The following is a 25982-nucleotide window of genomic DNA, read 5'->3' as shown; positions in this document are numbered from 1 at the left end:
AGAAACTACGCCACCGGAGGGCCCGACCAGTAGCGGATCCCGCGGGTAGTCGCGGTTGTTACACCCCGGGGCGCTCGGCGCGGGCCGCGGGCGTCCACGGTGCCCGGCGGTGACGGCCCGCCGCCTGCACCTGGTCGCGGCCGAGCCGCTTGGCCTCGTACAGCGCCGCGTCGGCCGCGGCGAGCAGCCCGGACACGGTGTCCTCGGCGACCTCGGGCCACACGGCGATGCCGATGCTGACGGTGAGCCCGGCGACCGTGCCGCCGTCGCCGTCGTCCACGAGCACCCGGTGGACCTCGGTGCGCATCCGCTCGGCGATGGCCACGGCTTCCTCGTGGTCGACACCGGGCAGCAGCACGGCGAACTCCTCGCCGCCGAAGCGACCGACCGCGTCACCGCGCCGCACCGCGCTCTCCAACGCCGCCGCGATGCGCCGCAGCACCAGGTCGCCGGTCTGGTGGCCGTGGGTGTCGTTGATGTCCTTGAAGTGGTCGACGTCGATCATGAACAGGCCGACCCGCGAGCCGGGCGGCTGCTGGCGGGTGCGTTGCAGCTCCAGCGTCGCCTGCAGGTGCCAGGCCTCGGCGTTGAGCAGGCCGGTCTTGGCGTCGGTGCGGGCGGCCAGCTCGAGCTGGTGGATGAGCACGGTGCGGTGCAGGGCGACGGCCGCCACCACCATCGGCAGCGCGAAGCCGGGCCACCACGCGACCGCGAGCGCGACGAACCCGCCCAGCGCGAGCTGGCCCGCTTCGAGCAGGTTGTCCGCGCCGCTGCCGAGGGCGTCGCGCACCGAGCGGGGCCGCACGGTCAGCAGGATCACCGCGGCCACCAGGGCGGTGTTGACCAGCCACTGCGCCGCGCCCGCGCCGACCAGGCCGACGAGGTCGAGCGGGCCGGCGGGCTGCCCGTCGCGCAGGTGGTCGCGCAGGCCGGTGAGGCCCGCCACGGTCCCCGCGGCGAGCGTGGCCAGCACCATCATCGCCGTGGTGAACACGTTGCGGTGCGGTGGGCGTGAGGCGTCCCAACGGCCGACGACCCACCAGCGGTGCGCGTACATCAGCACGACCAGGGCGACGGCGAGCACGGGTGGCAGCACGAGCGCGCCGGCCAGGATCCAGATGCTGCACAGGTCGACGTGCGGCAGGTGGCTGTGGTCGCGGCGGATGCGCTCGATCCAGCGGGACGAGTGCAGGTGCAGCGCGGCGCAGCCGAGCAGGACGGCGAACGTGGTCCACGACCCGGCGGGCACGGGCCAGGTGGTGGCGGCGGCGATCGCGAGCACCGCGAGCAGGTCCACCGACAGCACGTACACCAGGGCCTGCCGCGGCAGGGACCATAGTGACCAGCGTCGATCGCCCGACGACGTCGAACGCGCTCTGCCCATGGTTCCTCACGACTGTCTGCCCCGGACTGTCATGGCGTCCGGACGGAGGGTCACAGTAATGGTGACCTGTATCGATGTCAGCCGCTACCGGGGTGACGCAACCCACTGGAGGTGAGCGCGGTGCGCGACAAGATCTGGTGAAACCGCAGGTGGCAGCCGTGTCGAGACAGGACGGAGGTGTGGTTGTGCGCGACAAGATCTGGTGACCCCCCGATGCCCGCCTGTGCCCGGACCGCCGACAGCCACGTCGAGGGGAGGTGCGCCGCCATGCGCGACAAGATCTGGTGAAGACGGGGAGCCCCGACCGACGCCCTGGAGCACGTGCGGGCCGCGGTGAGCACTGCCACTCCCGCGGCCGGCGCGGTCAGCCGACGCGCGCCCGGACCAGCCACAGGCACGCCGCCGCCGCGCCGAGGCCGCTGAGCACGAGCGTGGTCCGCGTGCCGACGACGTCGCCGAGCAGGCCGCCCACCAGCGCGCCGGCGGGCGCGGTGCCCCAGACGGCCGTGCGGATGGTCGCGTTGACCCGACCGTGCAGCGCGGCGGGCGTCGCCTCGTAGCGCACCGGCACCTGGTGCACGTTGTAGACCTGGAGCGCGAACCACATCACCGCCACCGCGCCGATCACGAGGCCGTCCACCGCGACCAGGGCCTGGGCCGCCCCGGTGGTCAGCACGGCGGCGACCATCGTGCGCCGGCGGCCCCACCGCTCGCCCAGCCGGGCCGCGACGAGCGCGCCGACCAGCCCGCCGACCGCACCGACGGACAGCGTCACGCCGGCGCGTGCGGCCGACAGCCCCACCACCGACACCAGGTGCAGCAGCACCACGACGGTGAAGGCGTTGAACCAGAACACGTGCGTGGCCGTGCAGAGCGTGACCCGCCGCAACCCCTGGTGACCGAAGACGGCCCGCACCCCGGTCCACACCCCCGCGCCGGCCCGCGGTCGTTCGACCACCCGCACCCCCAGCAGGGTCAGCGCCGCGACGAGGAAGCTGACCGCGTCGGCCGCCACCGCGCCCGCGGCCGTGACCGCCCCGACCAGCCACCCGCCCAACGCGGGCCCGGCGACCTGCGCGGTGGCCTGCCCCACCTCCACGACCCCCTGAGCCCGCGTCAACTGCCCGGCGGGCACCACCATGGGCACCAGCGCCAGCCCGGCGATGTCACCGAACACGGCGAACACCCCCGCCACCGCCGCCACCGCGGCCAACAACCCCACCGACAGCGCCCCCAAGCCCGCCGCCACCGGCACGACCGCCAGGCTCACCGCCTGCCCGACCGCGCACACCCCGGCCACCACCCGCCGCGGCAACCGGTCCACCCACACCCCGGCCGGCAACCCGAACACGAGGTACGGCAACCGCCCACAAGCCGCCACCACCCCGACCTCGACCGCTCCGGCCCCCAACTGCAACGCCGCCACCAAGGGCACCGCGACCACCGTCACCTGCGACCCGACGAGCGACACGGCCTGACCCGCCCACAACAACAGGAACGACCGGTTGCGCCGGAGCACCGTCAGGGCACCGCCGCGGGCGCGACGCGGGTCCACGCGGTGGTGGCGGCGAGCGCGAGGACGGTGCCCGCGATGCCCGCCACGGCGATCGCGGTCGTCGCCGAGCCCGTCGCGGAGGCCAGCAGCCCGCCCGCCGCAACGCCGATGCCCTGCGCCGCGACCAGGCCGCTGCGGGCGAAGCCCAACGCCTGGCCGCGCTGCTCGTCGGGCACCAGGCGGACGAACGTCGCGCCCGCCGTCACCTGGTAGGCGCTGAACGCGCCGCTGACCGCGAGCAACGCCACCGCACCCACCAGGTTCGGCGCGAACAGGTACCCGACCAGCGGCAACGCCGTCGCCACGGCCAGCAGCCCGAGCAGCCGCACGCGCGTCGACGTCGGCAGGAACCGCAGCAGCACGGTGCCCAGCACCATCCCGGCCGGGTCGGCGGCCAGCAGCAGCCCGACCCCCGCCGCGCCCGCGCCGACCTCCGCCGAGAACGGCGCGGCCAGCCCTTCCGGCACCACGGTGAACAGCGCCAGCCACCCCAGGCCCACCAGCAACCGCAGCCGCCGGTCCCGCCACACCAGCGCCGCGCCCGCCCTGATCCGGACGTGCGCGGCCGGCACGGACGCCGGAGCCGGGCGTTGCCGCAGGCCGAACCTCAGCAGCAACGCCGACAACGCGAACGTGACCCCGTCGGCGAGCAGCGCGCCGGACGTGCCGAGCCACGCCACCACCAGCCCGCCGCCGACGAACCCCAGCAGCAGCCCGGCCTGGTGGGTGATCAGGTGCACCGACTGCCCGGCCTCGTACTTGTCCCCCAGCACGGACGGCAGCAGCGCGCCCTGGGCCGCGGCGAACGGCGGCTCGGCCAACTGCGCGACCACCAGCAACGCGGCCACCAGGGGCAGCGGCACGCCCGGCACCGCCATCACGGCCAGCAGCACCGCCCGCACCGCGTCGGCCACCACCATCACGGTCCGCCGCGGGTACCGGTCGGCCAGGCCCGTCAGCAGCACCCCCGACACCAGCGCGGGCAGCATCGTCAACGCGTAGGTCGACGCCGTCCACGCGGCCGACCCCGTGCGCTGGAACACCAGCACGGACAGCGCCACCCGGGCCAATTGGTCGCCGACGGTCGACAGCACCGCCGCCGACCACAGCACCCGGAACTCCGGCACCGCGAACACCGCGCGCAACCCCGTGCCCCCGACCACCTGCTCCCCCGATCCGTGCGCGACCGATGAGTTTCCCGGGCCCGCCGGGTCACATGTTGTGCGGCGTGCGACCGGCACGTCACCGTACAAGCCCGGAGGGTGACCATGAGCGAGGTTGCGCAGATGACCGTCGACTTCACGCGGGAGGCCGAACGGCACCGGCACGAGCTGCGGGTGCACTGCTACCGGCTGCTGGGCTCGTTCGACGAGGCGGAGGACCTGGTGCAGGAGACGTTCCTCAAGGCGTGGCGCGCCCGGGACAGCTTCGAGGGTCGTTCGTCGTTCCGCGCCTGGCTGTACCGGATCGCCACGAACGCGTGCCTGGACGTGATCGACCGCCGTCCCGCGCACGCCACCACCGACGCGATGCCGGCGGCGGACGTGCCGTGGTTGCAGCCCTTCCCGGACGCCCTGCTCGACGCCGAGCCGGACGCGGAGGTGGTCGCGCGCGAGACGATCGAGCTGGCGTTCCTGGCCGCGGTGCAGCACCTGCCCGCCAAGCAGCGGGCGGTGCTGGTGCTGCGGGACGTGCTGGGCTGGCCGGCGAACGAGACGGCGGCGTTGCTGGAGGACACCGTGCCCGCGGTGAACAGCGCGCTGCAACGCGCCCGCGTGACCATGCGCAAGCACCTGCCGCAACGGCGTGCCGACTGGTCGGGCGGGCCGAACCCGCGGGAGAAGGCGGTGATCCGCAAGTTCGTGGAGGCCACCGAGCGCTGCGACGTGCGGCTGATGGCCTCGGCGTTGCGCGAGGACGTCACGTGGACGATGCCGCCGGACCCCGAGTGGCACCGCGGCCGGGACGCCGTGATCGCCATCTGGTCGCCGGTGATGGTGGGCCCGGAGGCGTTCGGCGAGTGGAAGGTGATCGAGACGCGGGCGAACCGGCAGCCGGCCTTCGCCGCCTACGCCCGCAAGCCCGGCGAGGAGCACTTCAAGCCGGTGTCCCTGGACGTGCTGCGCATCGAGGGCGACGAGATCGCGGAGATCATCACGTTCCCGTCGGACCGGTTCCCGCTGTTCGGCCTGCCCGAGACGTGCTGAGCTCCGCCGTCCGGCCGGTCACCGCCCGGCGAACGCGCCGCGGGCGAAGGCGACGAGCTCGGCGGGCGGCTCCTCGGGGATCTCCACCTGGTAGGGCGGCTGCGGGTCGTACTCGATGAGCAGTTGCGTGAACCGGGCCCGCTCGTCGCCCCAGATCCGGCCGACGAGCGTGAGCGCCAGGTCGATCCCGGCGGACACCCCGGCGGCGGTGGCCACGGACCCGTCGACCACCACGCGGTCGGTGCTCACCACCCCGCCGAGGGCGGCCAGCTCGTCGCGCACCGCCCAGTGCGTGGTGGCGGGACGGCCGGCCAGGATGCCCGCCTGCGCCAACAACGTCGACCCGGAGCACACCGACGTGGTCCAGGTGGCGGTCGGGTGCACGTCGGCCAGCCACGCCGCGACCACGCCGTCCGCCAACGCGTCCGCCCAGCGGCCCGAGCCGGGCACCAGGACCAGGTCGGCGCGGTCCAGCTCGGCGAACGTCGTCGTCGGCACGAGCGCCAACCCCGCGTCGGAGACCACGGGGTCCAGCGTGGCGGCCACGAAGTGCGAGGTCACCTCCGGCTGGTGGCCCAGCACGTCGTAGGGCCCCACCAGGTCCAGCGCGGTCAGCCCCGGGTAGAGCACGAAAGCCACGTCCACAGTCGTCCCCCTCCTATGCCGCACCGGTGGTGCGGAACCTGTCGCGGTACCCGCCCGGCGTCACGCCGAGCACCCGCAGGAAAGCCCGGCGCAACGTCTCCGCCGAACCGAAACCCGTGCGCCTGGCCACCACGTCGAGCCCTTCGTCGCCCGCCTCCAGCGCGGTCGCCGCGGCCTCCACCCGGACCCGCTCGACGTACCGGGCGGGCGAGACGCCGACCCGGCGCGGGAACACGCGGGAGAAGTGCCGGGTGCTCATCGCCGCTCGGCGCGCCATCTCCTCGACCGTCCACGCGGCCGCCGGGTCGTCGACGACCGCGTCCAGCACGGCCCGCAGGCCCGGCTCGCGCACCGGCGGCACGCGTGACCGCACGCTGAACTGCGACTGGCCGCCGGGGCGTTGCAGGAACACCACCATCCAGCGGGCGACGAACCGGGCCAGGGCGGCGTCGTGGTCGCGTTCGACCAGCGCCAGCGCGAGGTCGATGCCCGCGGTGACGCCGGCGGACGTGACCAGCCGCCCGTCCCGCACGTGGATCGCGTCCGGCACGACCTGCACCGACGGGTGGTCGGCCGCGAGCCGGTCGCAGTACGCCCAGTGCGTCGTGGCGCGTGCGCCGTCCAGCAGCCCGGCCGCCGCCAGCACGAACGCGCCCGTGCACACGCTCGTCACCCGCCGCGCGCCGGACGCGACCCGCCGCAGGTGGTGGCGCAGCTCGGCGTCCCGGGCCGCGTCGGCGAACGTGAAGCCGCCGACGACCAGGACCGTGTCCACCCCGCCGGACACCTCCCGCAGGTCCTCGGCCTCCATCCGCAGCCCTCCGGTCACCTCGAACCCGCCGCCGAGCCCGGCCAGCCGCACCCGGTAGCCGTCCCGCGAACCGGCCGCCACCAGCGCCCGGTTCGCGCCGGCGAACACGTCCGCCGGGCCGGCGATGTCGGTCAGCGCCGCACCGCCGTACCCGATCACCAAGACCTCCCGCTCCACACCGTCCACCCTCTCCGCCACCGGGCACGGCGGCAACGACCGGCGACCCTCGATTCCGGCCACGTTACGGTTCGGTCCGTGTTGAGGATCGAGATCGACGGCGGGCCGCCGACCGTCGACCACTTCGTGCCCGGCCTGCTGGCCAACTACGGGCACTTCACCGCCATGCAGGTGCGCGACCGCCGGGTCAAGGGCCTCGACCTGCACCTGCGCCGCCTGGACCGGGCCAACCGCGAGCTGTACGGCGAGCCGCTGGACGGCGAGCACGTGCGCGGCCTGGTCGCCCACGCGCTGGGCGACGTGCGTGACGCGGCCGTGCGGGTCGTCGTGTTCGGCTTCGACGAGCCGACCGTGATGGTCGTCGTCCGCCCGCCGACCGCTCCCCCGCCGACGCCGCAGAGCCTGATGTCGGTGGCCTACGCGCGGCCGTTGCCGCACGTGAAGCACCTCGGCGGGTTCGGCCAGCTGCACCACGGCAAGCGCGCCGAGCAGGCCGGGTTCGACGACGCGCTGCTGGTCGACGACGGCGTGGTGGTGGAGGGCGCGATCGCCAACATCGGCTTCTTCGACCACGACGGCGGCGTGGTGTGGCCGGAGGCGGACTGGCTGCACGGCATCACCATGCAGCTGGTCGAGCAGCGGCTGCCGGGACGCCGCGAGGTGGTGCGGTTGGCCGACGTCGGTCGCTACCGCGGCGCGTTCCTGACCAACTCGATCGGCGTCTGCGGCGTGTCCCGGGTCGACGACGTCGAGTACGCCGTGGACGACGCGGTGCTCGCGCGCGTCCGAGCCGCCTACGACGAGGTGCCCGCCGACCCGATCGGGTAGGTCCGGCGTGGCCGTTCCGGTCAGACCGCCGGCGGCCGGTCCTCGTACGGGGTGGACAGCACCACGGTCGTGCGGGTGGACACGTTCGCCACCTCGCGGATCTGGCGGAGCAGCTCCTCCAACGCGTGCGGTGACGCCACCCGCACCCGCAGCACGTAGGACGCGTCGCCGGCCACGGAGTAGCACGCCTCGATCTGCGGCAGGTGCTCCAGCCGTTTCGGGTAGTCGTCCGGAGCCGCCGGGTCGATCGGGGTCAACGAGATGAACGCGGTCAGCGGCAGGCCGATCTCGTCGCCGTCCAGCCGTGCCGCGTAACCGCGGACCACGCCGCGCTGCTCCAGCCGCCGCACCCGCTGGTGCACGGCCGACACGCTCAACCCGACCCGTTCGGCGAGGTCGGTGAAGCTGCACCGGCCGTCGGCGGCCAGTTCGCGCAGGATCGCCCGGTCTGTCGGCTCCAGGTTCGTCACGCGGGCAACACCACCAGCTCGTGCGGTCGGTTGTTGACGCTCTCCACGCCGTCGGCGGTCGTGATCACGATGTCCTCGATCCGCGCGCCCCACCGCCCCGGCAGGTAGATGCCGGGTTCGACGCTGAACGCCATGCCCGGCTCCAGCGTCAGGTCGTTGCCGGCCACGATGTAGGGATCCTCGTGCACGTCGAGCCCGATGCCGTGGCCGGTGCGGTGCACGAAGTACTCGCCGAAGCCGGCGTCGGCGATGATGTCGCGCGCGGCGGCGTCGACCGCTTCGCACGTGACGCCGGGCCGCACCGCCTCGACGGCCGCCCGCTGCGCCGCCTGCAACACCGCGTAGGTCTCCCACACGTCGGCGTCACGCGGCTCGCCGAGCACGTAGTTGCGGGTGGAGTCGGAGTTGTAGCCCTCGGCCACCGGCCCGCCGATGTCGACCACGACCACGTCGCCCGCCTCGATCACCCGGTCGGACAGCTCGTGGTGGGGCGACGCGCCGTTCGGGCCGGAGCCGACGATCACGAACTCGGCCAGCGCGTGGCCCTCGGCGACGATCGCGGCGGCGATGTCCGCGCCCACCTCGGCCTCCGTGCGGCCGGGGCGCAACCACTCGGCCATGCGCGCGTGCACCCGGTCGATCGCCGCGCCCGCCTTGCGCAACGCGGCCACCTCGGCGGCGTCCTTGCGCATCCGCAGCTCGCGCAGGATCGGCCCGGCGAGCACCTGGTCCGCGCCGACCACATCGCGCAACCGCAACGTGTGCAGCGCGGGCATCATGTCCGACACCGCCGTCCGGCTGCCCTTCAGCGCCCTCTTGACCAGCGCGTACGGGTCCTCGCCGTCCACCCAGGTGGCCACCTCGACCCCGAGCTCGTCGGTGGGGACGGCCGCGTAACCGGGGTGCTCCAGCTTGGGCACCACCAACACCGGCGTCCCGCCGACCGGCACCACCAAGCAGGTCAACCGCTCGAACGACGCCCCACCCGCGCCCAGGAGGTACCGCAAGTCCGATCCGGGCGCGATGAGCAACGCGTCAACGCCCGCGATGGAGGCGGCAGCGGTAGCCCGGTCGAGGCGCGCGCGCAGTGCGTCCACGTCGACGGGCCCAACTTGGGTCGACATGGGAGTGAAGCCTAGTCGTGCCCACCCCGTCCCACGCCACAAGTCACCACACCACCAGCCCCGACCCCCGATCGACCAGCCACCACCTCCGACCAGCCCTTATCCACCACCGCCCTCCACCAATGGGTGAATCTCAACAACCCACTCCCCAATAACACCGTTTCCGAATCCCTGAAACGTCGGTTGAAACAACGAGGCCGCCCTCAACCACCTCCCGTGCCCAACCCCCATCCCGCCCCTCTCCCATCCCGCCCCTCTCCCACCCCGCCCCTCTCCCACCCCGCCTCCACCCGGCCCTGCCACAGCACCAACGCACCAACCACAGCCACAGCCACAGCCAGCGAGCACCGCAGCACCGCAGCACCGCAGCACCGCAGCACCGCAGCACCGCAGCACCGCAGCACCGCAGCACCGGGGAGTTATCCACAGCCCTAACCGCAGCGATCGGCGATGTCGGTGGTCTCTGGCAAGCTGTCCCAGGTGAGCAATCCGCTGGTCCTGATGGACGCCGCCAGCCTGTACTTCCGGGCGTTCTACGCGCTGCCCGAGTCGATGACCGCCCCGGACGGCACACCGGTCAACGCGGTGCGCGGCTTCGTCGACACGATCGCGAAGGTCATCACCGACCGGAAGGCGAGCCGCCTGGTGGCGTGCCTGGACGCCGACTGGCGGCCGGAGTTCCGCGTCGCCGCCCTCCCGTCCTACAAGGCGCACCGCGTCGCCGAGGGCGCCGCCGACGGCGAGGAGGAAGTGCCCGACACCCTCACCCCGCAGGTGCCGATCATCCTCGACGTGCTGGACGCGGTGGGCATCGCGACCGCCGAGGCCGCCGGCTACGAGGCCGACGACGTCATCGGCACCCTCGCCGCCCGCGAGACCACCGACCCGGTCGAGGTGATCACCGGCGACCGCGACCTGTTCCAGGTCGTGCGCGACGAGCCGACCCCGGTGCGCGTCCTCTACCTCGGCCGCGGCTGGGCGAAGGCCGAGCTGATCGGGCCGCGCGAGCTGGCCGCCAAGTACGCGCTGCCGGTGCAGGACGCCGGGCGCGCGTACGCCGGGATGGCCGTGCTGCGCGGCGACCCGTCGGACGGCCTGCCCGGCGTCGCCGGCATCGGCGAGAAGACGGCGGCCAAGCTGATCACCGAGTTCGGCTCCCTGCAAGCCGTCCTCGACGCCGTCCACGACGGCCGCGACCGCAAACTCACCACCCGCGCCCGCACCGCCCTGCTCAACGCCCAGGACTACCTCGCCGTCGCCCCGACCGTGGTCAACGTCGCCACTGACGCCGACATCGTCATGGACCGCCCCGACCCGGTCCCCGCCGCCCCCGCCGACCCGGACCGCGTCGCCGAACTGACCCGGCGCTGGGGCCTGGGCAGCTCGCTGCCGCGCCTGCTGTCCGCCCTGGAACGCCGCTGACCCACCAACGCGACCTCCGTCCAGCCACACCCCACCCGCTGGGGCCGCTGCCAACGACCGGCCGCCGACGACAAGCCGGCGGATGTGGCGTGCGGATGGCAGGCGCGGGGCCGGTGATCCATGTCGGCCGGACGGAGACCGCAACGCGCGTCCGTGACGTGGCGGAGACGACGGACAATCGCGGCCTGCGACGGCGACGACCGCGACACGCGGCCCGCACCAGACGTCCGCAACGGACACCCGCGCGGACGAGCGAGGGCGACAGGCGCGGCGGGCGCGACCGGCAGCCGCGACGGCGATGGATCACCGCGACAGGCGAGCGCGACCATGACCGGTATCGGCGGCGGGCGGTCGTGGCGGGTGGCGTCGGCGTGATGAGGTCGGCGTGATGAGGTCGCTCGGGGGTGGGGCCGCTGTACGGTGCGCGGCATGTGCGTCTCCACCGACGAGGCCGAGTTCGCGGGCACGATCCTCTACGCGGGCCGGTGTGGGCATCCCGTGCACGGGCGCGTCGAAGTGCTCGGGTACCAGAACCAGGTGGTGAACCTGGCCGCCGGGCCCAACGCGATGGTGCTGCACGTGCCCGCGGTGGGGGTTGGGCGGGAGAATTTCTTGCCGGTGGGGCGGGATGGTGCGGTGCTCACCAGGATGGTGGAGGCGGTGCGGCCGCACGCGGTGTCGGGTGATGGGCCCGTCGCGATGGACTGGACCGGCGGCGAGGTGGAGGTGTTCGCGCACGACATCTACACGGTCGTGGTGGCGGCGGATCCGACGCGCATCCCGCGGGCGTTGGAGCAGGTGCCGCCGCACCGGCGGCCGCGGTTGAGGGACGAGTTGTTCCAGTTCTACGCCGACGTCTTTTCCGGTCACACGATCGTGTTGTGCTGTTTCGACAACGCCGAGGCGCGCTGGGCCAAGCCGTTGCTGCTCTGGTACCGCCCGACCGACCCCGACCGCCTGGTGCTGCCCGCGCTGGACAGCCACACCGGCGAGGTGCCCGACCTGGACGCCCGGGTGCGACCGGACCACTGGCTGATCTTCGGCACCGACGAGGCGGGCGAGGAGTGGGGGCACCCCGTCGACCACGGCGGCACGATGCGGCACAAGCTGCGGGAGTTCCTGTCGGACCGGGTGATCGGCGCGCGGTTCGAGTACGAGCCCCTGCCCAACGGCGACTTCGTCCTCGCGCACGACGACCTGGTGCGCGGCGACCCGTCCAAGGTGCGGCGGCTCAGCCCGACCGGCTGACGTGGACCCGCATCCCGGCCGCACGGGCAGGTGGGGTGCGAGTACGCGGAACGGCCGGGCCGGGAGCGGTCACGAACCGGAGCGGGACAGGTCAGAAATAGGTGCCGCACCAGGGGACTTCGGACACCGCGAACAGGGCGTCGGCGCGGGCCAGGGCGGCCGGGTCGACGACGTCCAGGCGGCGCGTGGCGGCGAGGGTGGAGAACGACACGTCGCCCAGGTAGGCCGAGGCGAGCACGTCGACGTCCAGCACCAGTTCCGGCGCGTCGTCCACCCGCGTCACGCCGTCCGCCGTCACCCGGTACGAACCCGCGTTCTCCGGCAGGTAGGCGTCACGCACCCCGAGCACCACGGGCTCGGACGAGCGGTACGTGCGCGCGGACAGGGCCGCCGGCACGTCGAGCAGGCGCAGCCACGCCTCGTCGGCGTGATCGACGACCCGGCACGCGCGCCGGTCGCCCAGCAGCCACTCCAACGGCTCGTCCAACGGCCGGCCGAGCGTCACCACCTCGTCCACCAGGTCGATGCCCAGCACGAACAGCCACAGGTCGGCCCACGCCTCGGCGTCACGCGCCCACAAGTCCATCACGGACAGCCTGGTCGGCGGCCCGTCGGCGGAGCCGTGGTCGCCGGGCACGACCTTGAACACCACGTAACCGTCGTCGCCCGACCCGCCCGACCGGACCGCGATCCTCAGGTTCTCCTCGGCCGCCACGCGCCGGATGCTCAACCCCCACCACGCGGGCCACCGGGAGATCGTGCCCGCGCGCTGGGGCGACAGCTCCTCGAACAGCCCGCGCGCGATCCGCTCCCCCGCCTCGCCCTCGACGAACCGCACCCGGCCGACCGGGCGGGTGCGGGGCGCGGCCTCACGGCGGTCGATGCGCAGGAACCGGTACCGGGTGGCGATGCCGTAGCCGTAACGGCCGTAGATCGCCGTCTCGGACGCGCGCAGCGACGCGGCCACGTCACCTCGCGACCGCAACTCCCGCAACTGCGCCCGCTGCAACGCGCTCAGCACACCGCGCCGCGTCCAGTCCGCCCGCACGCCCACCCGGCTCACGGCCGCGTGCGGCACCACCGCGCCGCCGGGCACGGCCAGGCTCGACGGGAACGACTGGACCGTGCCGATCATCTCCCCGTCGGCGAACGCGCCCCACGTGCAGCCGGGCACGTACGACTCCTGCGCGAACTTCCACTGGTCGTCCGGTGCGGGCGGGTGGTGCAGCGTGCCGCGGAACAGGGTGTGGGCGGTTCGGTACTGGGAGTCGTCCAGCACGCGGACGTCGTGGTCGGTCACCCCCGCATCGTGCCGCACAGATCGCTCGCTTCGCTAACGAGTTTCCGGCCACATGCCACGAGGCCACCCCCGCAACCAGCGCGGGAGTGGCCTCGGGCACGACGGGAGCGATCAGCCGGCGGGCTGGCCGACCTCGTACTCACCGTCCTCGGTCTTCACCGTGATCTTGACCTTCTTGTCCTTGCCGCCGACCTTCACCGTGCACTCGAAGGTCGTGTTCGGCTTGACCTCCTGCTCGGCGGGGCAGGTCGCGCCCTCGACGTCGGAGATCTTGTAGTCGTCCTTCAGCACGCCGACGACACCGTTCTGCACGGCGGTCTGGTCGAACACCTTGGTGTTGAAGAACCCCGGCGCGACGAAGCCGGTGATGCCGACGGCCGCGACCACGAGCACGACGAGCGCCACCACGACCCAGAGCACGGCGCTGGACTTCTTCGGCGGCGGCTGCTGGCCGTACTGACCCGGCTGCCCGTACTGGCCTGGCTGCTGCCCGTACTGGCCGGGCTGACCAGGCTGGCCGTACTGCCCGGGCTGACCGTACTGGCCCTGCTGCGGCTGCCCGTACGGGTTGGACTGGGGGTTGTTCGGGTCGTACCCGGCGGGGTACTGCTGCGGGTAGGGCTGCTGTTGCTGCTGCTGGCCCCACTGCTGCTGCGACGGATCCGGCTGCCCGTAGGGGTTGGGCTGCTGAGCGGGGAAACCACCCGACGGCGTGCCGGGGTACCCACCACCGTAGGGCTGTTGCTGCTGGCCCCACTGCGGCTGCGGGTCGTTCCCTCCGGACGGTCCGTACGGACTGGTCATGCTCGGCCTCCGACGGTCGGTCTGGAATAGGTCTGCAACGGTCTTGGACGATCTCGACGAGCTGTTCAAGCCTTGCGGGCGCGATCAAACCACAGCCACCCGCGCGGTACCCAGCCACCCCGCAAAGCTTTGTCAAACGGTGGCCATCGCCACCACCCCGCGGCGCAGCGCGTCCACCGCCTTCCGGGCGGCCGCGCCGACCGGGTCACCGCCGCCGACGACGTCGCGGATCTGGTCCAGGAAGTCGATCACCTGCCGGCACCACCGCACGAAGTCGCCCGCGCCGAGCTCGGCGCCGTTCTCCTCCGCCGCGGACAGCACCTTCTCCAGCGACTCGCCGCGCGCCCACCGGTACACCGCCCACGCGAAGCCCGGGTCGGGTTGGCGGGTGCGGTCGAGCCGGTGCCGGCGCTCGTCGTCCTCCAGCTCGGCCCACAGCCGCGCGGTCGCGGTCAACGCGTCCGACACCCGGCCCGGTGGCAGCCGCGCCTCCAGCGGACCGTCGCGGCGGGCCTCGTACACCAGCGCCGACACGACCGCCGCCAGTTCGGCCGGGTCGAGGTCGCGCCACACGCCGTGCCGCAAGCACTCGGCGGCCAGCAGGTCGGACTCGCTGTAGAGCCTGGTCAGCCGCTTGCCGTGCTCGGTGACCTCCTCGCCGGGCCCGTTCTCCTCGGCGTGCAGGTAGCCGCGTTCCCGCAGCAGGCCGCGGATGCGGTCGAACTCGCGCGCCAACGAGTGCGTGGTGGCGGCGACCTTGCGCTCCAACTGCTCGGTCTCGGCCAGCAGCCGGTGGTAGCGCTCACCCCAGCGGGCGTGTTCCTCGCGCTTCTCGCAGCCGTGGCACGGGTGCGCGCGCAACGCCCGGCGCAACGTGGCCAGTTCGGCGTCGTCGTCGGCGGTCGAACGGCGCTTGCGCATCGCGGGCGCGACGATCCCGGTGGCGCGCAACGACGCCGCCAGGTCGCGCCGGGACTTCGGCGAGCGCGTGTCGACCTGCTTGGGCAGCCTCATCTTGCCCAGCACCTCGACCGGCAGGGGGAAGTCCGCCGACGACAGCCGGCCCGCCCACCGGTCCTCGGTCACCACGAACGGCCGCGCCTCGCCCAGCGGCTCGAGCCCCGGGTCGATCACCACGGCGAGCCCGGACCTGCGCCCGGACGGCACGGCGATCACGTCGCCCTTGCGCAGCCGCTCCAGCGACTGCGCGGCCTCGGCCCGCTTCGCGGAGGTGTTCTGCCGCGCCAGCGCCTTCTCCCGGTCGGCGACCCGGCGGCGCAGCGACGCGTACTCGGTGAAGTCGCCGAGGTGGCAGGTCATCGCCTCGGCGTAGCCGCCCAGGGCCTCGCGGTTGCGCTCGATCCGCCGGGCCAGCCCCACGACCGACCGGTCGGCCTGGAACTGGGCGAACGACTGCTCCAGGATCTCCCGGGCGGCCGCCGCGCCCAGCTGGTTGACCAGGTTGACGGCCATGTTGTAGCCGGGCCGGAACGACGACCGCAGCGGGTAGGTTCGGGTGGACGCGAGGCCGCCGACCGCCTTGGGGTCGACGCCGGGCTGCCACACCACCACCGCGTGGCCCTCGACGTCGATGCCGCGCCGGCCCGCGCGCCCGGTGAGCTGCGTGTACTCGCCGGGGGTGAGGTCGACGTGCGCCTCGCCGTTGTACTTGACCAGCTTCTCCAGCACGACGGTGCGGGCGGGCATGTTGATGCCCAGCGCCAGCGTCTCGGTGGCGAACACGACCTTCACCAGGCCGCGGACGAACAGCTCCTCCACGGTCTCCTTGAACGCGGGCAGCAGGCCGGCGTGGTGGCTGGCGATGCCGCGCTCCAGGGCCTCGCGCCACTCCCAGTAGCCCAGCACCATCAGGTCGCCTTGCGGCAGGTCCTTGGTCTTCTCCTCGATGACCTCGCGGATCTGCTCCACCTCGTCGGCGGAGTTGAGCCGCAGGCCCGCGCGGACGCACTGCGTGACGGCCGCGTCACAGCCCGCGCGGCTGAACACGAAGTCGATGGCGGGCAGCAGGGCCGCGCCGTCGAGCCGCTGCACGATGTCGACCCGGGACGGCGGCCGGAAACCGGACCCGCGCGGCGGGCGGCCCCGCTGATCCTTGTTGTTGCGGTTGCGGCTCCACGGCACGTGGAAGCGGGACAGGTCGTCGGTGTGCCGCAGCAGCTGCGGGTTGATGCGGGCGTGCCCGTCGGGGCCGTCGCCGGCGAACAGGTCCATCATCCGGCCGCCGGCCAGCATGTGCTGCCACAGCGGCACGGGCCGGTGCTCGTCCACCACGACGGTCGTGTCGCCGCGCACCTCGACCAGCCACTCGCCGAACTCCTCGGCGTTGCTGACGGTCGCGGACAGGCCGACCAGCCGCACGGACTCGGGCAGGTGCAGGATCACTTCCTCCCACACCGGGCCGCGGAACCGGTCGGCGAGGTAGTGGATCTCGTCCATCACCACGTAGGCGAGGGTGTTCAGCGTCGAGGAGCCCGCGTACAGCATGTTGCGCAGCACCTCGGTGGTCATCACGACGATCGGCGCGTCGCCGTTGACCGAGGTGTCGCCGGTGAGCAGGCCGACCTGCCGCGCGCCGTAGCGGGCGACGAGGTCGGCGTACTTCTGGTTCGACAGCGCCTTGATCGGGGTGGTGTAGAAGCACTTGCTGCCCTCGGACAGGGCCAGGTGCACGGCGAACTCGCCGACGACGGTCTTGCCGGCGCCGGTGGGCGCGCAGACCAGCACGCCGTGCCCGTCCTCGAGCGCCTCGCAGGCGCGTTGCTGGAACGGGTCGAGTTCGAACGAGATGACCCCCAGGAAGTCGGCCAGCTTGGGCCGGGAGGAGCGGCGGCGGAAGTCCGCGTACGAGTCGGCCGGAGACCGCGAAGTGCTTGACACCTGTCCAGGCTGTCACACAGGACCGACAAAATCGCTTCAGATCCGCACCGGAACCCGGAACAACTCTTTTGGTCGACACTGAAGTCATAGGGACCATTGGGGCGGCTCATGCGGCACACTCGTCAGACGTGGCAACGATCCCGTTGGTCGAGGGCGACCTCAGGTGGGTGTTCCCCGACCTGGTCGAGGCGGACCCGGTGCTCGCGGTGCTGCGCCGGGCCGCCGCGCGGGTCGAGCGGCTGGCGGGCCACCTGGGCAGACCGGGCTCGGGCCTGGTGTTCGACCACCTGCCCGGCGCGCCCTACGCCGGGCTGTCCGCGCTGGCCGAGCTGGACGGAGTGGCCTTCCACGTGCACGTCTCGCTGCCCCGCGACCCGCACCGCAACGTGCTGCGGCCGCCACCGCCGTGGCAGGTGGAGGGCGAGATCTCGGTCCGCTGCGACGCGATCCGCGACTGCGGCAGGCACGAGATCGAGACCGTCGAGTCGGCGCACGACACACCGCTGGACGCGGCCAACGGGGTGCTGAGCGTCGCCGGGTGGCTGTTCGACCGCGGCACGGCCGAGCCGCACGACGCCTGGCGCAGGCGCGACGTGCTCAGCCGGCACCGGTGACGGCGGTGAGGGCGCCGGGCACGCACCTGGTCGTCAACGGCACCTCGCTCAGCCGTTCGCCGTCGGCGTAGGCCACCCAGGGCGGTCCGGACAGCCGCGCGGAGCGGGCCCGCAGGGTGCGCACGGCCGGGTGGTCCACGTGCCGCCCGGTGCGCAGCGTGGGCAGCATCCGCAGCAGGGTCCGCCGCGGCGCGGCGCGCACCACGGTGAGGTCGAACAGGCCGTCGGTCGCCGAGGCGTCCGGGCAGACCGGGATGCCGCCGCCGTAGCTGGTCGTGTTGCCGACCGCGACCAGCAGCGCGTCCAGTTCGAGCACGTCGTCGTCGGTCTCGACGACCAGCCGCCGGGGCCGCAGGGCGGCGAGCTCGGCCAGGATCGCGAGGTCGTAGCGGCGCGGCCCGGCGGGCCAGCGCAGGGCGTTCGCGCGCTCGTTGACCGCGGAGTCGAAGCCCGCGCACAGCACGGTGGCGAACCAGGGGCCGCCGTCCACGCGGCCGAGGTCGAAGCGAGCGCGCGTGCCGTCGCGCAACGCGGCCACCACGTCGTCCACCGAGGTGGTGCCCAGGGCGGCGGCCAGGTCGTTGCCGGTGCCCGCGGGCACCACGGCCAGCGCCGTGGCCGACTGCGCGCACGCCTGCACGGCCAGGTGCGCTCCACCGTCGCCGCCGAGGACCACGAGCACGTCGACGCCGTCGGCGACGGCCCGGCGCGCGGCTTCGGCCGTGCCCTCGGCGGTGGGTGCGACGTGCAGGTCGAGCCGGTCGACCACGGCGCGCAGCCGGTGCGCGACGGTGCCCGCCATGCGCGCGGCCCTGCCCTTGCCCGAAGCGGGGCACACCAGCAGGGCCGCCCGCGTTGACGTCGACATGGTCGGGAAGCCTACAAAGGCTTCACCGGATCGAGTGATCTCGCTCAGGTCACGTCGTCGTAGCGCACCCGACCGGGGTGCTCCGGCGCCGGGTCGGGCGTGGGCACCGGTTCGGGTGACGGTTCCTCGACCGCCGACGGCGTGTAGTCGAACGGCGCGGCCACGTCGTCCGGCAGGTCGTCCAGGCCCTCGGCCTTGCGCCGGCGGGCCACCCGCTTGTCGTGCACGCGGGCGATCTGGATGGCCAGCTCGAACAGCAGCACCAGCGCCACGGCCAGCGCGACCATGGAGATCGGGTCGGTGCCGGGCGTGGCGATCGCGGCGAAGACGAACAGGCCGAACACCAGGCCGCGCCGCCACTTGTTCAGCTTCTCGTAGCTGACCACGCCGACCTGGTTGAGCATCACCACGATGAGCGGCAGCTCGAAGCTCACGCCGAAGATCAGCAGCAACGCCATCACGAAGCTGACGTACTCGCCGGCCGTCAACGCGGTGATGAACTGGTCGTCACCGAAGCCGACCAGCACCGCCAGGCCCTGCGGCACCACGTAGAACGCCAGCGTGGCGCCCGCGACGAACAGCACCGACGCGCACGCCACGAACACGATGGCGAAGCGCCGCTCCTTGGCGTACAGGCCCGGGGAGATGAACCGCCACACCTGGTAGAGCCACAGCGGCGCGGTCAGCGCCATGCCCGCGCCCGCACCGACCTTCAGCCGGATCATGAAGACCTCGAAGGGCTTGGTCTGCAGCAGCTGGCAGCCCTGGCCCGCCTGGGTGAGCCGCTGCGTCTCCGGGATGCCGCAGTAGGGCTCGACGACGATGTCCCCCAGGTCCGGCAGCCCGAAGAAGCGCACTTCCCACCAGATGAAGCCGAAGATCGCGCCGCCCACGATGAACAGCAGCGCCAACCCCAGCCGGTGCCGGAGGTCGTAGAGGTGGTCCTTCAACGACATGGTGCCGTCGGGGTTGCCCCGGCGACTCGTGATCTTGCGGCGCTCCCGGCGCTGGGCCCACCACCGGACCGGACTTGCCCCCACCGTGCGGACCGTCCTTAGGCTCTCGTTGACGCGGTTCTAGTTGGTGTTCTGCTTGTTCTGCAGGTTCTGCGCGGACTGCTCGATGGGCTGCGCCACCTGCGGCTGCACGGGCTGCGGCTGCGCCACCGGCTGCACGACCTGCTGCGGCTGCGCGACCGGCTGCTGGACCACCTGCGGCTGCGCGGGCGGCAGCTGCTGCGGCGCGGGCACCTGCTGGGCCGTCGTGCCCGGCTGCTGCTGCGGGTCGTCCTCGCTGCGCAGGCCCTTGGTCTCGGCCTTGAGGATCTTCGCCGAGCGGCCGATCGAGCGGGCCATGTCGGGCAGCTTCTTCGCACCGAACAGCAGAATGATCACCACGGCGATGATGATCAGCTCGGTTGGTCCGAGGTTAGGCACCGTTGTCCTCCTGTCTCCCCCGGTCCACCGATGGTACGCGGGGCTTGCCCTTGCGGGCGTGATCCGGACGCCGTGCGGCCACGGCCACCGCGAGCGCGGCGGACCGCGCGCGCAGCAGACCGACGCGATCGCCGACCCTGTCACCCACCAGAGTGCTTGCGGCGCGGAAGCGACGCAAGGATCGGACGACCCGGAGCACGGTCAGGACGAGCACGACCACTCCGAGGACGATCGGCGCCAGGATCGGCAAGTACGGCACGGCACCACCGTACTGGGCCTAGGTTGCCGGGAGGTGATCCGCCCGGCGCAACGCCGCCTCGGCCTGCCGGGCGACCTCGGACACCAGCTCGGGCGGTTGCTCCACGTGCGCTTCGCCGCCCAACCCGAGCAGCAGCCGGACCATCCAGGCGGTGTCGGCGTAGCGCATGAGCACCCTGGCGCGCCCGTCGCCGAGCTCGACCAGGCCGTCGGTCGGGTAGTACTCGGCCACCCAGCGGGCGTCCGGTTCGAGCACCAGCACGGCCGTGCGCTGGGACGGGTCCGGCTGGAACAACCCCTCCGAGGTGTCGGTGGGGGTGGCGTGGGGCGGAGGGGACGCGGGCTCGTCCAGCACGTCGACGGCGTCGATCCGGTCGAGCCGGAACAGCCGCACGCCGTCCGCCGCCCGGCACCACGCCTCCAGGTAGCCGCGGCCCTCCACGAGCAGCATCCGCATGGGGTCCACGACCCGTTCGGTGATCTCGTCCCGTGACGGTGTGTAGTAGCGCAGGTGCAGGGCGCGCTTGCGCAGCACACCGTCCGATACGGTATCCCGTACTCGCGAGGTCTCCGGCGCTTCCCGCAGGGCCAGGCCGACGGCGACCCCGGCGGGCTGCGCCTGGCCGACCGCGGCCTCGATCTTGGCCACCGCGCGCTGCACCGCGTCCTGGTCGGCCACGCCGGGCGTCTCCGCCAACGCGCGCAGCGCCACCAGCAGCGACGTCGCCTCGGCCGCGGTCAGCCGCAGCGGCCTGCTCATGCCCGCGTCGAAGGTGACGGTCACCGTCTCGCCCTCGAACGACAGGTCGATCAGGTCGCCGGGGCCGTAGCCGGGCAGGCCGCACATCCACAGCAGCTCGAGGTCCTTGCGGATCTGCTTGGGCGTGACCTCGAAGTCGGCGGCGACCTCGTCGATCGGGATGCCGGGCCGGGCCAGCAGGTAGGGCACGAGGGCGAGCAGCCGGGGCAGCCGGTCGGAGGAGGCGTTCACGCGCGCACCCCCGCACCGCGCAGCGCGCCGAGCAGCTTCTCGCGCACCGTCTTGGCCAGCACTTCCGGCTCCAGCACCACCACGTCGGGGCCGAAGCCCGCGATCCACCCGGCGGCGGAGTCGGGGAACCTCAGCTCGATCTCCAGCACGTCGCCGGGCTCGCCGTCGAAGTCGCGGGAGCCGATGACCTTGGCACGCCGTCGCACGCCCTGGGCGCGGCCGGCGGCCACCCACAGCTTGGCGGTGGCGGGCGGCTGGTCGGCGGCGGGCTGGTTGCGCACCACGAACGACAGCAGGTCGAACTCCCCGGGCCGTTGCACGGCGCCCGCCTTGCCGACCGCGCGCACGTCGCCGACGATCCGGGACAGCCGGAAGCAGCGGGGCGCGTCGCGGTCGCGGTCGTGCCCGACGAGGTACCACCGGCCGCGCCAGGCGACCACGCCCCACGGCTCGACGGTGCGGGTGCGCACCTCGACCGGCACCGGGCGGCGGTAGTCGAACTCGACCACCCGACCCTCCTGCACGGCCGCGAGCAGCGGCGGGAACGCCGGTTCGCTGGTGCGGACCTTCGGCTCGACCGGCACGTGCACGTCCTGGTCGACGTCCACGCCCGCGGCGCGGAGCTTGATCAGGGCACCGTGCGCGGCGCCGGTGAACTGGGGCGAGTCCCACAGCCGGGCGGCCAGCGCCACGGCGGCCGCCTCGTCCGGTTCGAGGTCGATGTCGCCGAGCTCGTAGTCCCGACGGGCGATGCGGTACCCGTCGACCGCGTCGAAACCCGCGCCGCGGCCGGTCTCCAGCGGCACGCCGAGGTCGCGCAGCTCCGTCTTGTCGCGTTCGAACATGCGGAAGAACGCCTCGTCCGTCGCGGCGTCGGCATAGCCGGGGACGATGGCGCGGATGCGCTCGGCGGTCAGGTACTGCCGGGTCGACAGCAGGCACAGCACCAGGTTGACGAGCCGTTCGGCACGTGCGATGGCCACACCGGAACCCTAACCCCGGACGAACACCCGATGACGCCATCCCCGCCCTGAAGGCGGGTGAATGGTCCTTTCAGTCCGATTGCCAGGCCGGACAGCCCCACTCGGACGGCGACCGGTGGCCGGGCACGACCTGCCCGACCACCGGTCGTGAACGCAGAACTCGGGGGTCGCGAACGTAGGACTCACGGGTCGCGAACGTACGACTCACGCGTTCTGGAGGTAGGACACGCGCGTTCTGGAGGTAGGACACGCGGGGTGGTCAGCCGCCGATCGCGGTCAGGCCCGCGCGGGCGAAGCGCTCGTCCAGGTCGCCGCTGGGCGCGCCGCCCACGCCGATGCCCGCGACCGGCGCGCCGTCCGACACCACCGGCACCCCGCCTGCCAGGAACAACGTGCCCGGGATGTCGCGCAACGTCGCGCCCGCCCCGGTCACGCGGCCCGCCAGCGCCGACGTCGGCGCGTTGAACGACACCGAGGTGAACGCCTTGCGCCGCGCCGACTCCTCCGTCTGCGGGCCCGCGCCGTCGCCGTGCAGCAGCACGACCACGTCCCCGCTGCGGTCCACCACGGCGACGGTGACCCGCTGCCCCTCCTTCTCGGCCACGTCCAGCGCCGCCTGGGCCGCCCGCACGGCCGCGTCGACCGTGATCGTCGTGGTCGTCCGCACCGCGACACCGCTGCGCCCGTGCTGCTGGTCGGCCACCGCGTAACCGCCGGCGCCCGCCACCGACAACGCCACCAGCACCGCGATCGTGGTCTTGCGCATCGCCATACCCTCCTCGTCCGAACTCCGGGGTTCCTGCCGGGTTCGAGCCTCTCCCGGCCGGGCCGCCGCGACGTCGTGGTTCCGGTCGACCCCGGTTCAACCCATCGGTTGACCCCGGCGGCCGGGACCTGGCCTAGGGTCGGCCCCGTGTGGCTGCACCGGGCGATGCACGCGGGCTTCTACGTGCTGTTGACGGCGTCGGCGGCGCGGTACGTCGCGTACCACGGCGTCGCGCCCGCCGTGCTGGTCCTCGCCGCCGTGCTGGGCGCGGCCTACCCGTTCGGCGTGCGGTGGACGGCCGCCCTGCCGGGGGTGCTGGCGCTGTGGCTGGCGCTGGTGTGGCTCGCGCCGAGCTTCGGCTGGTGCGCGATCCCGCTGTTCTTCCAGTGCCTGCGGCAGCTGCGGCCGCGCGTGGCCGTGCCGCTGGCCGCCGTGCTCACCGCCGCCGTGGTGCTGGCGCAGGTGCGGCTGGCCGACGCGGTCGAGCCGAGCCTGGTGCTGGGCCCGGTCGGCGTCGCGGTGATCACCGCCGCGGTGTTCTTCGACCGCCGCCGGCTGCTGCACCAGGCGGGCGTGCTGGAGGAGCGGCAGCGGCTGGCCCGGGAGATCCACGACACGCTGGCCCAGGGCCTGTCCAGCATCACGTTGCTGCTGGAGCTCGGCGACACCGACCGCGCCCGCGAGGTGGCCAAGGACAACCTGGCCGAGGCGCGCCGGTTCGTGCGCGACCTGTCCCCCTTGCAGGGCCGCACGCTGACCGACGCGCTGCGCGCCCTGTGCGACCGGCTCGAGGTGGAGGGCGAGCCGTACCCGCTGCCGGTGCCGGTGGAGGTGGCGTTGCTGCGGGTCGCGCAGGGCGCGCTGGCCAACGTCCGCGAGCACGCCGACGCCACCACCGCCGTCATCACGCTCACCTACCTGGGTGACGCGGTGACGTTGGACGTGTGCGACGACGGCCGCGGCTTCGACCCCGCCGCGGTGCGCCCGGAGCCGGGTCGGGGCTACGGGTTGGCGGCGATCCGCGACCGCGTGGCCGAGCTGGGCGGCACGGTGACGGTGGAGAGCACGCCGGGCGAGGGCACGGCGCTGGCCGTGAGCGTGCCGACGCCGTGACGGGGCCGTTGCGGGTGCTGGTGGTGGACGACCACCCGGTGGTGCGGTTCGGCCTGGCCGGGCTGCTGGCCCGCGACTTCGAGGTGGTCGCCGAGGCCGCCACGGGCGAGGACGCGGTCCGCCTCGCCGCCACCAGGCAGGTGGACGTGGTGCTGATGGACCTGCAACTGGGCGCGGGCATCGACGGGGTGGAGGCCACCCGGCGCATCCGGGCCCTGCCCGAGCCGCCGCAGGTGGTGGTGCTGACCACGTACGACTCGGACGCGGACGTGGTGCGCGCGGTGGAGGCGGGTGCGACGGGCTACCTGCTCAAGGACTGCCCTCCCGACGAGCTGGCCGCCGCGGTCCGGCAGGCGTCCACCGGGCGCACGGTGCTGTCCCCCGACATCGCCCGGCGCCTGCTGCGCCGCACCCCCGCCCCCGCGGTGACCAAGCGCGAGGTGCAGATCCTCGACCACCTCGCCCGCGGCCTGTCGAACCGGGAGATCGCCAAGGCGCTGTTCATCAGCGAGGCGACGGTGAAGACGCACCTGGTGCGGATCTTCGACAAGCTCGGCGTGGACACCAGGACCGCGGCCGTGCGGACCGCCGTCGAGCTGAAGCTCATCCGCCTCAGCCCTCGGTGAGCATCCCCTCGGGCAGGCCGGGCACGTCCGGTCGCAGCCAGATGGGCCGCCAGTCGGGAAGCTCGTGGAACCGGCGCAGCTCCGCCACGCCCGACAGCCAGCCCGCCCACGCGCCGTAGGGCGGCTGACCGGTGTCGAACCCGCTCTGCACGAACGTCAGCCGGGTGCCGCCCGCCGAGGAGTCCAGCTCCCAGGTCGACACCATGCCGCCCCAGTCGACGCCCATCCGCCTGCCGGGCTCGAAGTCGACGACCTTCGCCGGCTCCGGGTTCAGCTCGAAGCCGCCCATCGCGACCCGGCCGCCCTCCCACGCCTCGATGTCGATCTTCGCGCCGAACCAGCGCGAGTACTGCTCGGCGTCGACCAGCGAGTGGGCCACCGCGTCGACCGGGGCACCGATCAGCACCTCGCCGCGCATCTCGGCTGAGGTGAAGTCGACCTTCGGCGTCAGCGGGCGGCCTTCGACGTGGTCGACCAGGTTGGCCAGCGACAGGCACCAGTAGGTGTAGAGGTAGCCGAGCACGGAGGTCTCCGCGACGGCCACGCCCCAGCCGGGGAAGTGGCTCTGGGACAGCGTGACGACCGTGTCGTCGCCCTCGGCGGCCCAGCCGATCTCGACGGTGGTGTCCTCGCCGCCGACCCTCCAGTCGAACCGCAGCGAGTGCTCGTCCACGTGCCGCAACGCCTGGTGCGGGGCGTCGCCCTCGGGCGTGAAGCGGCCCCAGAACCCGAACCGCCCGGGCAGCTCGACCTCCGCGTGCTCGGCCAGCCACGCGCGCAGCTCGGCGGCGTCCGTGACGGCGCGGCGCACCCGGTCGACGGGCGCGGTCGTGCGGGCGCGCAGGACCACGGTCTCACTCATCGGTCTCCTCCTTCGGGTAGCACGCCACGGCCAGCCGGAAGGCGTCGCCCTCCGCGCCGCCGTAGCGGGCGAACAAGTCCTGCAAGGTCGTCTTCAGGTCGTCGAAGAACCGCTGCCGCTGCTCGGGCCGCACCCGGATCTCGCCCGACACGCCCAGCGACGGCAGCTCGGGCCGGGTGCGGTCCAGGCCCGCGATGTCGGCTTGGACCCGTTCCACGAGGTCCAGCAGGTAGCCCAGGCTCAGCTCGTCCTGGGCGCGGCGCAGCCCGAGCCGGCCGACCAGCCCCGGCGACAGCCAGTACGAGCGGGCGCTCGCCTGGTACAAGCCCTCGTTGATGCCGCGCACGCGCCGCTCGGTCACCTGCGTGGCGAGACCGGCTTCGACCAGGCGTTTCACGTGGTAGTAGACCCGCTGCGGGGTCTGGTCGAGCGCGGCGGCCACCTCGGTGCACGACCGCGGCTCGGCCAGTTGCCGCAGCACCTCGATGCGCTGCGGCTTGAGCAGTGCCTCGGCCTGCTCGATCTGCTCCAGGTACAGGACGTCTCTCATCGCAAAAACAACCTTGTACGTAAAAAACAGTTTTGTCAATAG

General features: G+C 73.3%; 26 protein-coding genes. 7 read left to right on the top strand and 19 right to left on the bottom strand.

Translation table 11 applies throughout. From position 1 onward, the window contains the following. Window positions 1-58 precede the first annotated feature (58 nt). From LZG04_RS29935 to LZG04_RS29925, 3 genes are all read right to left on the bottom strand, one after another. The gene (locus LZG04_RS29935; RefSeq protein WP_233823151.1) at window positions 59-1312 is read right to left on the bottom strand and encodes a diguanylate cyclase; all 1254 of its coding nucleotides are present in this window, start codon (window positions 1310-1312) and stop codon (window positions 59-61) included. Window positions 1313-1748: 436 nt separating this feature from the next. Then, window positions 1749-2903 (bottom strand): MFS transporter, encoded by a 1155-nt coding sequence (locus LZG04_RS29930; protein ID WP_233823149.1) that lies wholly within the window; start codon window positions 2901-2903, stop codon window positions 1749-1751. Window positions 2904-2905: 2 nt separating this feature from the next. After that, a complete protein-coding gene (locus LZG04_RS29925; RefSeq protein ID WP_233823136.1) occupies window positions 2906-4102 on the bottom strand; it encodes an MFS transporter in 1197 nt (398 codons plus the stop codon). A gap of 99 nt (window positions 4103-4201) precedes the next feature. Between LZG04_RS29925 and LZG04_RS29920 the strand changes: the two genes are divergently transcribed. Beyond that, the gene (locus LZG04_RS29920) at window positions 4202-5146 is read left to right on the top strand and encodes an RNA polymerase subunit sigma-70 (RefSeq protein ID WP_308199435.1); all 945 of its coding nucleotides are present in this window, start codon (window positions 4202-4204) and stop codon (window positions 5144-5146) included. A gap of 18 nt (window positions 5147-5164) precedes the next feature. On the opposite strand, the gene LZG04_RS29915 is transcribed toward LZG04_RS29920, so the two are convergent. Next, window positions 5165-5791 carry a DJ-1/PfpI family protein gene (locus LZG04_RS29915; RefSeq protein WP_233823132.1) on the bottom strand — a complete coding sequence of 209 codons (627 nt, stop codon included), beginning with the start codon at window positions 5789-5791 and terminating at the stop codon, window positions 5165-5167. 13 nt (window positions 5792-5804) lie between these two features. After that, window positions 5805-6779 (bottom strand): GlxA family transcriptional regulator, encoded by a 975-nt coding sequence (locus tag LZG04_RS29910; protein ID WP_233823130.1) that lies wholly within the window; start codon window positions 6777-6779, stop codon window positions 5805-5807. A gap of 78 nt (window positions 6780-6857) precedes the next feature. On the opposite strand from LZG04_RS29910, the gene LZG04_RS29905 reads away from it, so the two are divergent. Next, window positions 6858-7607: an aminotransferase class IV gene (locus tag LZG04_RS29905; RefSeq protein WP_233823128.1), complete on the top strand. Its 750-nt coding sequence runs from the start codon at window positions 6858-6860 to the stop codon at window positions 7605-7607. Window positions 7608-7627: 20 nt separating this feature from the next. Here the strand turns inward: LZG04_RS29905 and LZG04_RS29900 are convergent, their stop codons facing one another. Together LZG04_RS29900 and LZG04_RS29895 are read right to left on the bottom strand one after the other, a co-directional pair. Continuing rightward, window positions 7628-8077: an Lrp/AsnC family transcriptional regulator gene (locus LZG04_RS29900; RefSeq protein WP_233823126.1), complete on the bottom strand. Its 450-nt coding sequence runs from the start codon at window positions 8075-8077 to the stop codon at window positions 7628-7630. Further along, window positions 8074-9201 carry a Xaa-Pro peptidase family protein gene (locus LZG04_RS29895; RefSeq protein ID WP_233823124.1) on the bottom strand — a complete coding sequence of 376 codons (1128 nt, stop codon included), beginning with the start codon at window positions 9199-9201 and terminating at the stop codon, window positions 8074-8076. The genes LZG04_RS29900 and LZG04_RS29895 overlap by 4 nt, the downstream gene beginning before the upstream one ends. A gap of 480 nt (window positions 9202-9681) precedes the next feature. Here LZG04_RS29895 and LZG04_RS29890 point away from each other — a divergent pair, with 480 nt between their 5' ends. Together LZG04_RS29890 and LZG04_RS29885 are read left to right on the top strand one after the other, a co-directional pair. Then, complete coding sequence (locus LZG04_RS29890; protein ID WP_233823122.1) at window positions 9682-10623, top strand: 5'-3' exonuclease; 942 nt, start codon at window positions 9682-9684, stop codon at window positions 10621-10623. A 429-nt stretch (window positions 10624-11052) separates the two neighbouring features. Beyond that, window positions 11053-11871: a hypothetical protein gene (locus LZG04_RS29885; RefSeq protein ID WP_233823120.1), complete on the top strand. Its 819-nt coding sequence runs from the start codon at window positions 11053-11055 to the stop codon at window positions 11869-11871. 91 nt (window positions 11872-11962) lie between these two features. On the opposite strand, the gene LZG04_RS29880 is transcribed toward LZG04_RS29885, so the two are convergent. The 3 genes from LZG04_RS29880 to LZG04_RS29870 all read right to left on the bottom strand — a co-directional run bounded on the left by LZG04_RS29880 (window position 11963) and on the right by LZG04_RS29870 (window position 16873). After that, window positions 11963-13171, bottom strand: coding sequence for a GNAT family N-acetyltransferase (locus LZG04_RS29880; protein WP_233823118.1), 1209 nt, complete (start codon window positions 13169-13171; stop codon window positions 11963-11965). Between the two features lie 111 nt (window positions 13172-13282). After that, complete coding sequence (locus tag LZG04_RS29875; protein WP_233823116.1) at window positions 13283-13975, bottom strand: DUF4333 domain-containing protein; 693 nt, start codon at window positions 13973-13975, stop codon at window positions 13283-13285. Window positions 13976-14107: 132 nt separating this feature from the next. Then, entirely contained in the window at window positions 14108-16873 is a 2766-nt protein-coding gene (locus tag LZG04_RS29870; protein ID WP_233823114.1) for an RNA helicase, read from the bottom strand. A 128-nt stretch (window positions 16874-17001) separates the two neighbouring features. On the opposite strand from LZG04_RS29870, the gene LZG04_RS29865 reads away from it, so the two are divergent. Then, window positions 17002-17487, top strand: a complete 486-nt coding sequence (locus tag LZG04_RS29865) for a hypothetical protein (protein ID WP_233823112.1) — start codon at window positions 17002-17004, stop codon at window positions 17485-17487. Here LZG04_RS29865 and LZG04_RS29860 read toward each other — a convergent pair. From LZG04_RS29860 to LZG04_RS29830, 7 genes are all read right to left on the bottom strand, one after another. Next, the gene (locus tag LZG04_RS29860) at window positions 17471-18355 is read right to left on the bottom strand and encodes a diacylglycerol kinase family protein (protein ID WP_233823110.1); all 885 of its coding nucleotides are present in this window, start codon (window positions 18353-18355) and stop codon (window positions 17471-17473) included. The genes LZG04_RS29865 and LZG04_RS29860 overlap by 17 nt on opposite strands. 44 nt (window positions 18356-18399) lie before the next feature. Next, window positions 18400-19311, bottom strand: a complete 912-nt coding sequence (gene tatC / locus LZG04_RS29855) for a twin-arginine translocase subunit TatC (protein WP_233823426.1) — start codon at window positions 19309-19311, stop codon at window positions 18400-18402. A 120-nt stretch (window positions 19312-19431) separates the two neighbouring features. After that, window positions 19432-19749 (bottom strand): twin-arginine translocase TatA/TatE family subunit, encoded by a 318-nt coding sequence (locus LZG04_RS29850; RefSeq protein WP_374202916.1) that lies wholly within the window; start codon window positions 19747-19749, stop codon window positions 19432-19434. 34 nt (window positions 19750-19783) lie between these two features. Continuing rightward, window positions 19784-20050: a bacteriophage holin gene (locus tag LZG04_RS29845; RefSeq protein WP_233823106.1), complete on the bottom strand. Its 267-nt coding sequence runs from the start codon at window positions 20048-20050 to the stop codon at window positions 19784-19786. An 18-nt stretch (window positions 20051-20068) separates the two neighbouring features. Then, complete coding sequence (locus LZG04_RS29840) at window positions 20069-21040, bottom strand: YafY family protein (RefSeq protein WP_233823104.1); 972 nt, start codon at window positions 21038-21040, stop codon at window positions 20069-20071. Beyond that, the gene (locus tag LZG04_RS29835) at window positions 21037-22023 is read right to left on the bottom strand and encodes a YafY family protein (protein ID WP_233823102.1); all 987 of its coding nucleotides are present in this window, start codon (window positions 22021-22023) and stop codon (window positions 21037-21039) included. Before LZG04_RS29835 ends, LZG04_RS29840 begins: the two co-directional genes overlap by 4 nt. 259 nt (window positions 22024-22282) lie before the next feature. Then, the gene (locus tag LZG04_RS29830; RefSeq protein WP_233823100.1) at window positions 22283-22789 is read right to left on the bottom strand and encodes a heme-binding protein; all 507 of its coding nucleotides are present in this window, start codon (window positions 22787-22789) and stop codon (window positions 22283-22285) included. Between the two features lie 147 nt (window positions 22790-22936). On the opposite strand from LZG04_RS29830, the gene LZG04_RS29825 reads away from it, so the two are divergent. Further along, window positions 22937-23902, top strand: coding sequence for a sensor histidine kinase (locus LZG04_RS29825; RefSeq protein WP_233823097.1), 966 nt, complete (start codon window positions 22937-22939; stop codon window positions 23900-23902). After that, window positions 23899-24528, top strand: a complete 630-nt coding sequence (locus tag LZG04_RS29820) for a response regulator transcription factor (protein ID WP_233823095.1) — start codon at window positions 23899-23901, stop codon at window positions 24526-24528. Before LZG04_RS29825 ends, LZG04_RS29820 begins: the two co-directional genes overlap by 4 nt. Here the strand turns inward: LZG04_RS29820 and LZG04_RS29815 are convergent. Both LZG04_RS29815 and LZG04_RS29810 read right to left on the bottom strand, forming a co-directional pair. Then, window positions 24515-25390, bottom strand: coding sequence for an SRPBCC domain-containing protein (locus tag LZG04_RS29815; protein ID WP_233823093.1), 876 nt, complete (start codon window positions 25388-25390; stop codon window positions 24515-24517). The two genes, LZG04_RS29820 and LZG04_RS29815, sit on opposite strands and share 14 nt — an antisense overlap. Then, window positions 25383-25940, bottom strand: a complete 558-nt coding sequence (locus LZG04_RS29810) for a helix-turn-helix domain-containing protein (protein WP_233823091.1) — start codon at window positions 25938-25940, stop codon at window positions 25383-25385. Before LZG04_RS29810 ends, LZG04_RS29815 begins: the two co-directional genes overlap by 8 nt. Window positions 25941-25982: the final 42 nt, after the last annotated feature.

It is taken from the genome of Saccharothrix sp. S26 (assembly GCF_021390395.1).
In the GTDB taxonomy this organism is placed as follows: Bacteria; Actinomycetota; Actinomycetes; order Mycobacteriales; family Pseudonocardiaceae; genus Actinosynnema.
Note: the sequence above shows the minus strand (reverse complement) of the source record. Positions and strands in the feature narration are given on the sequence as shown.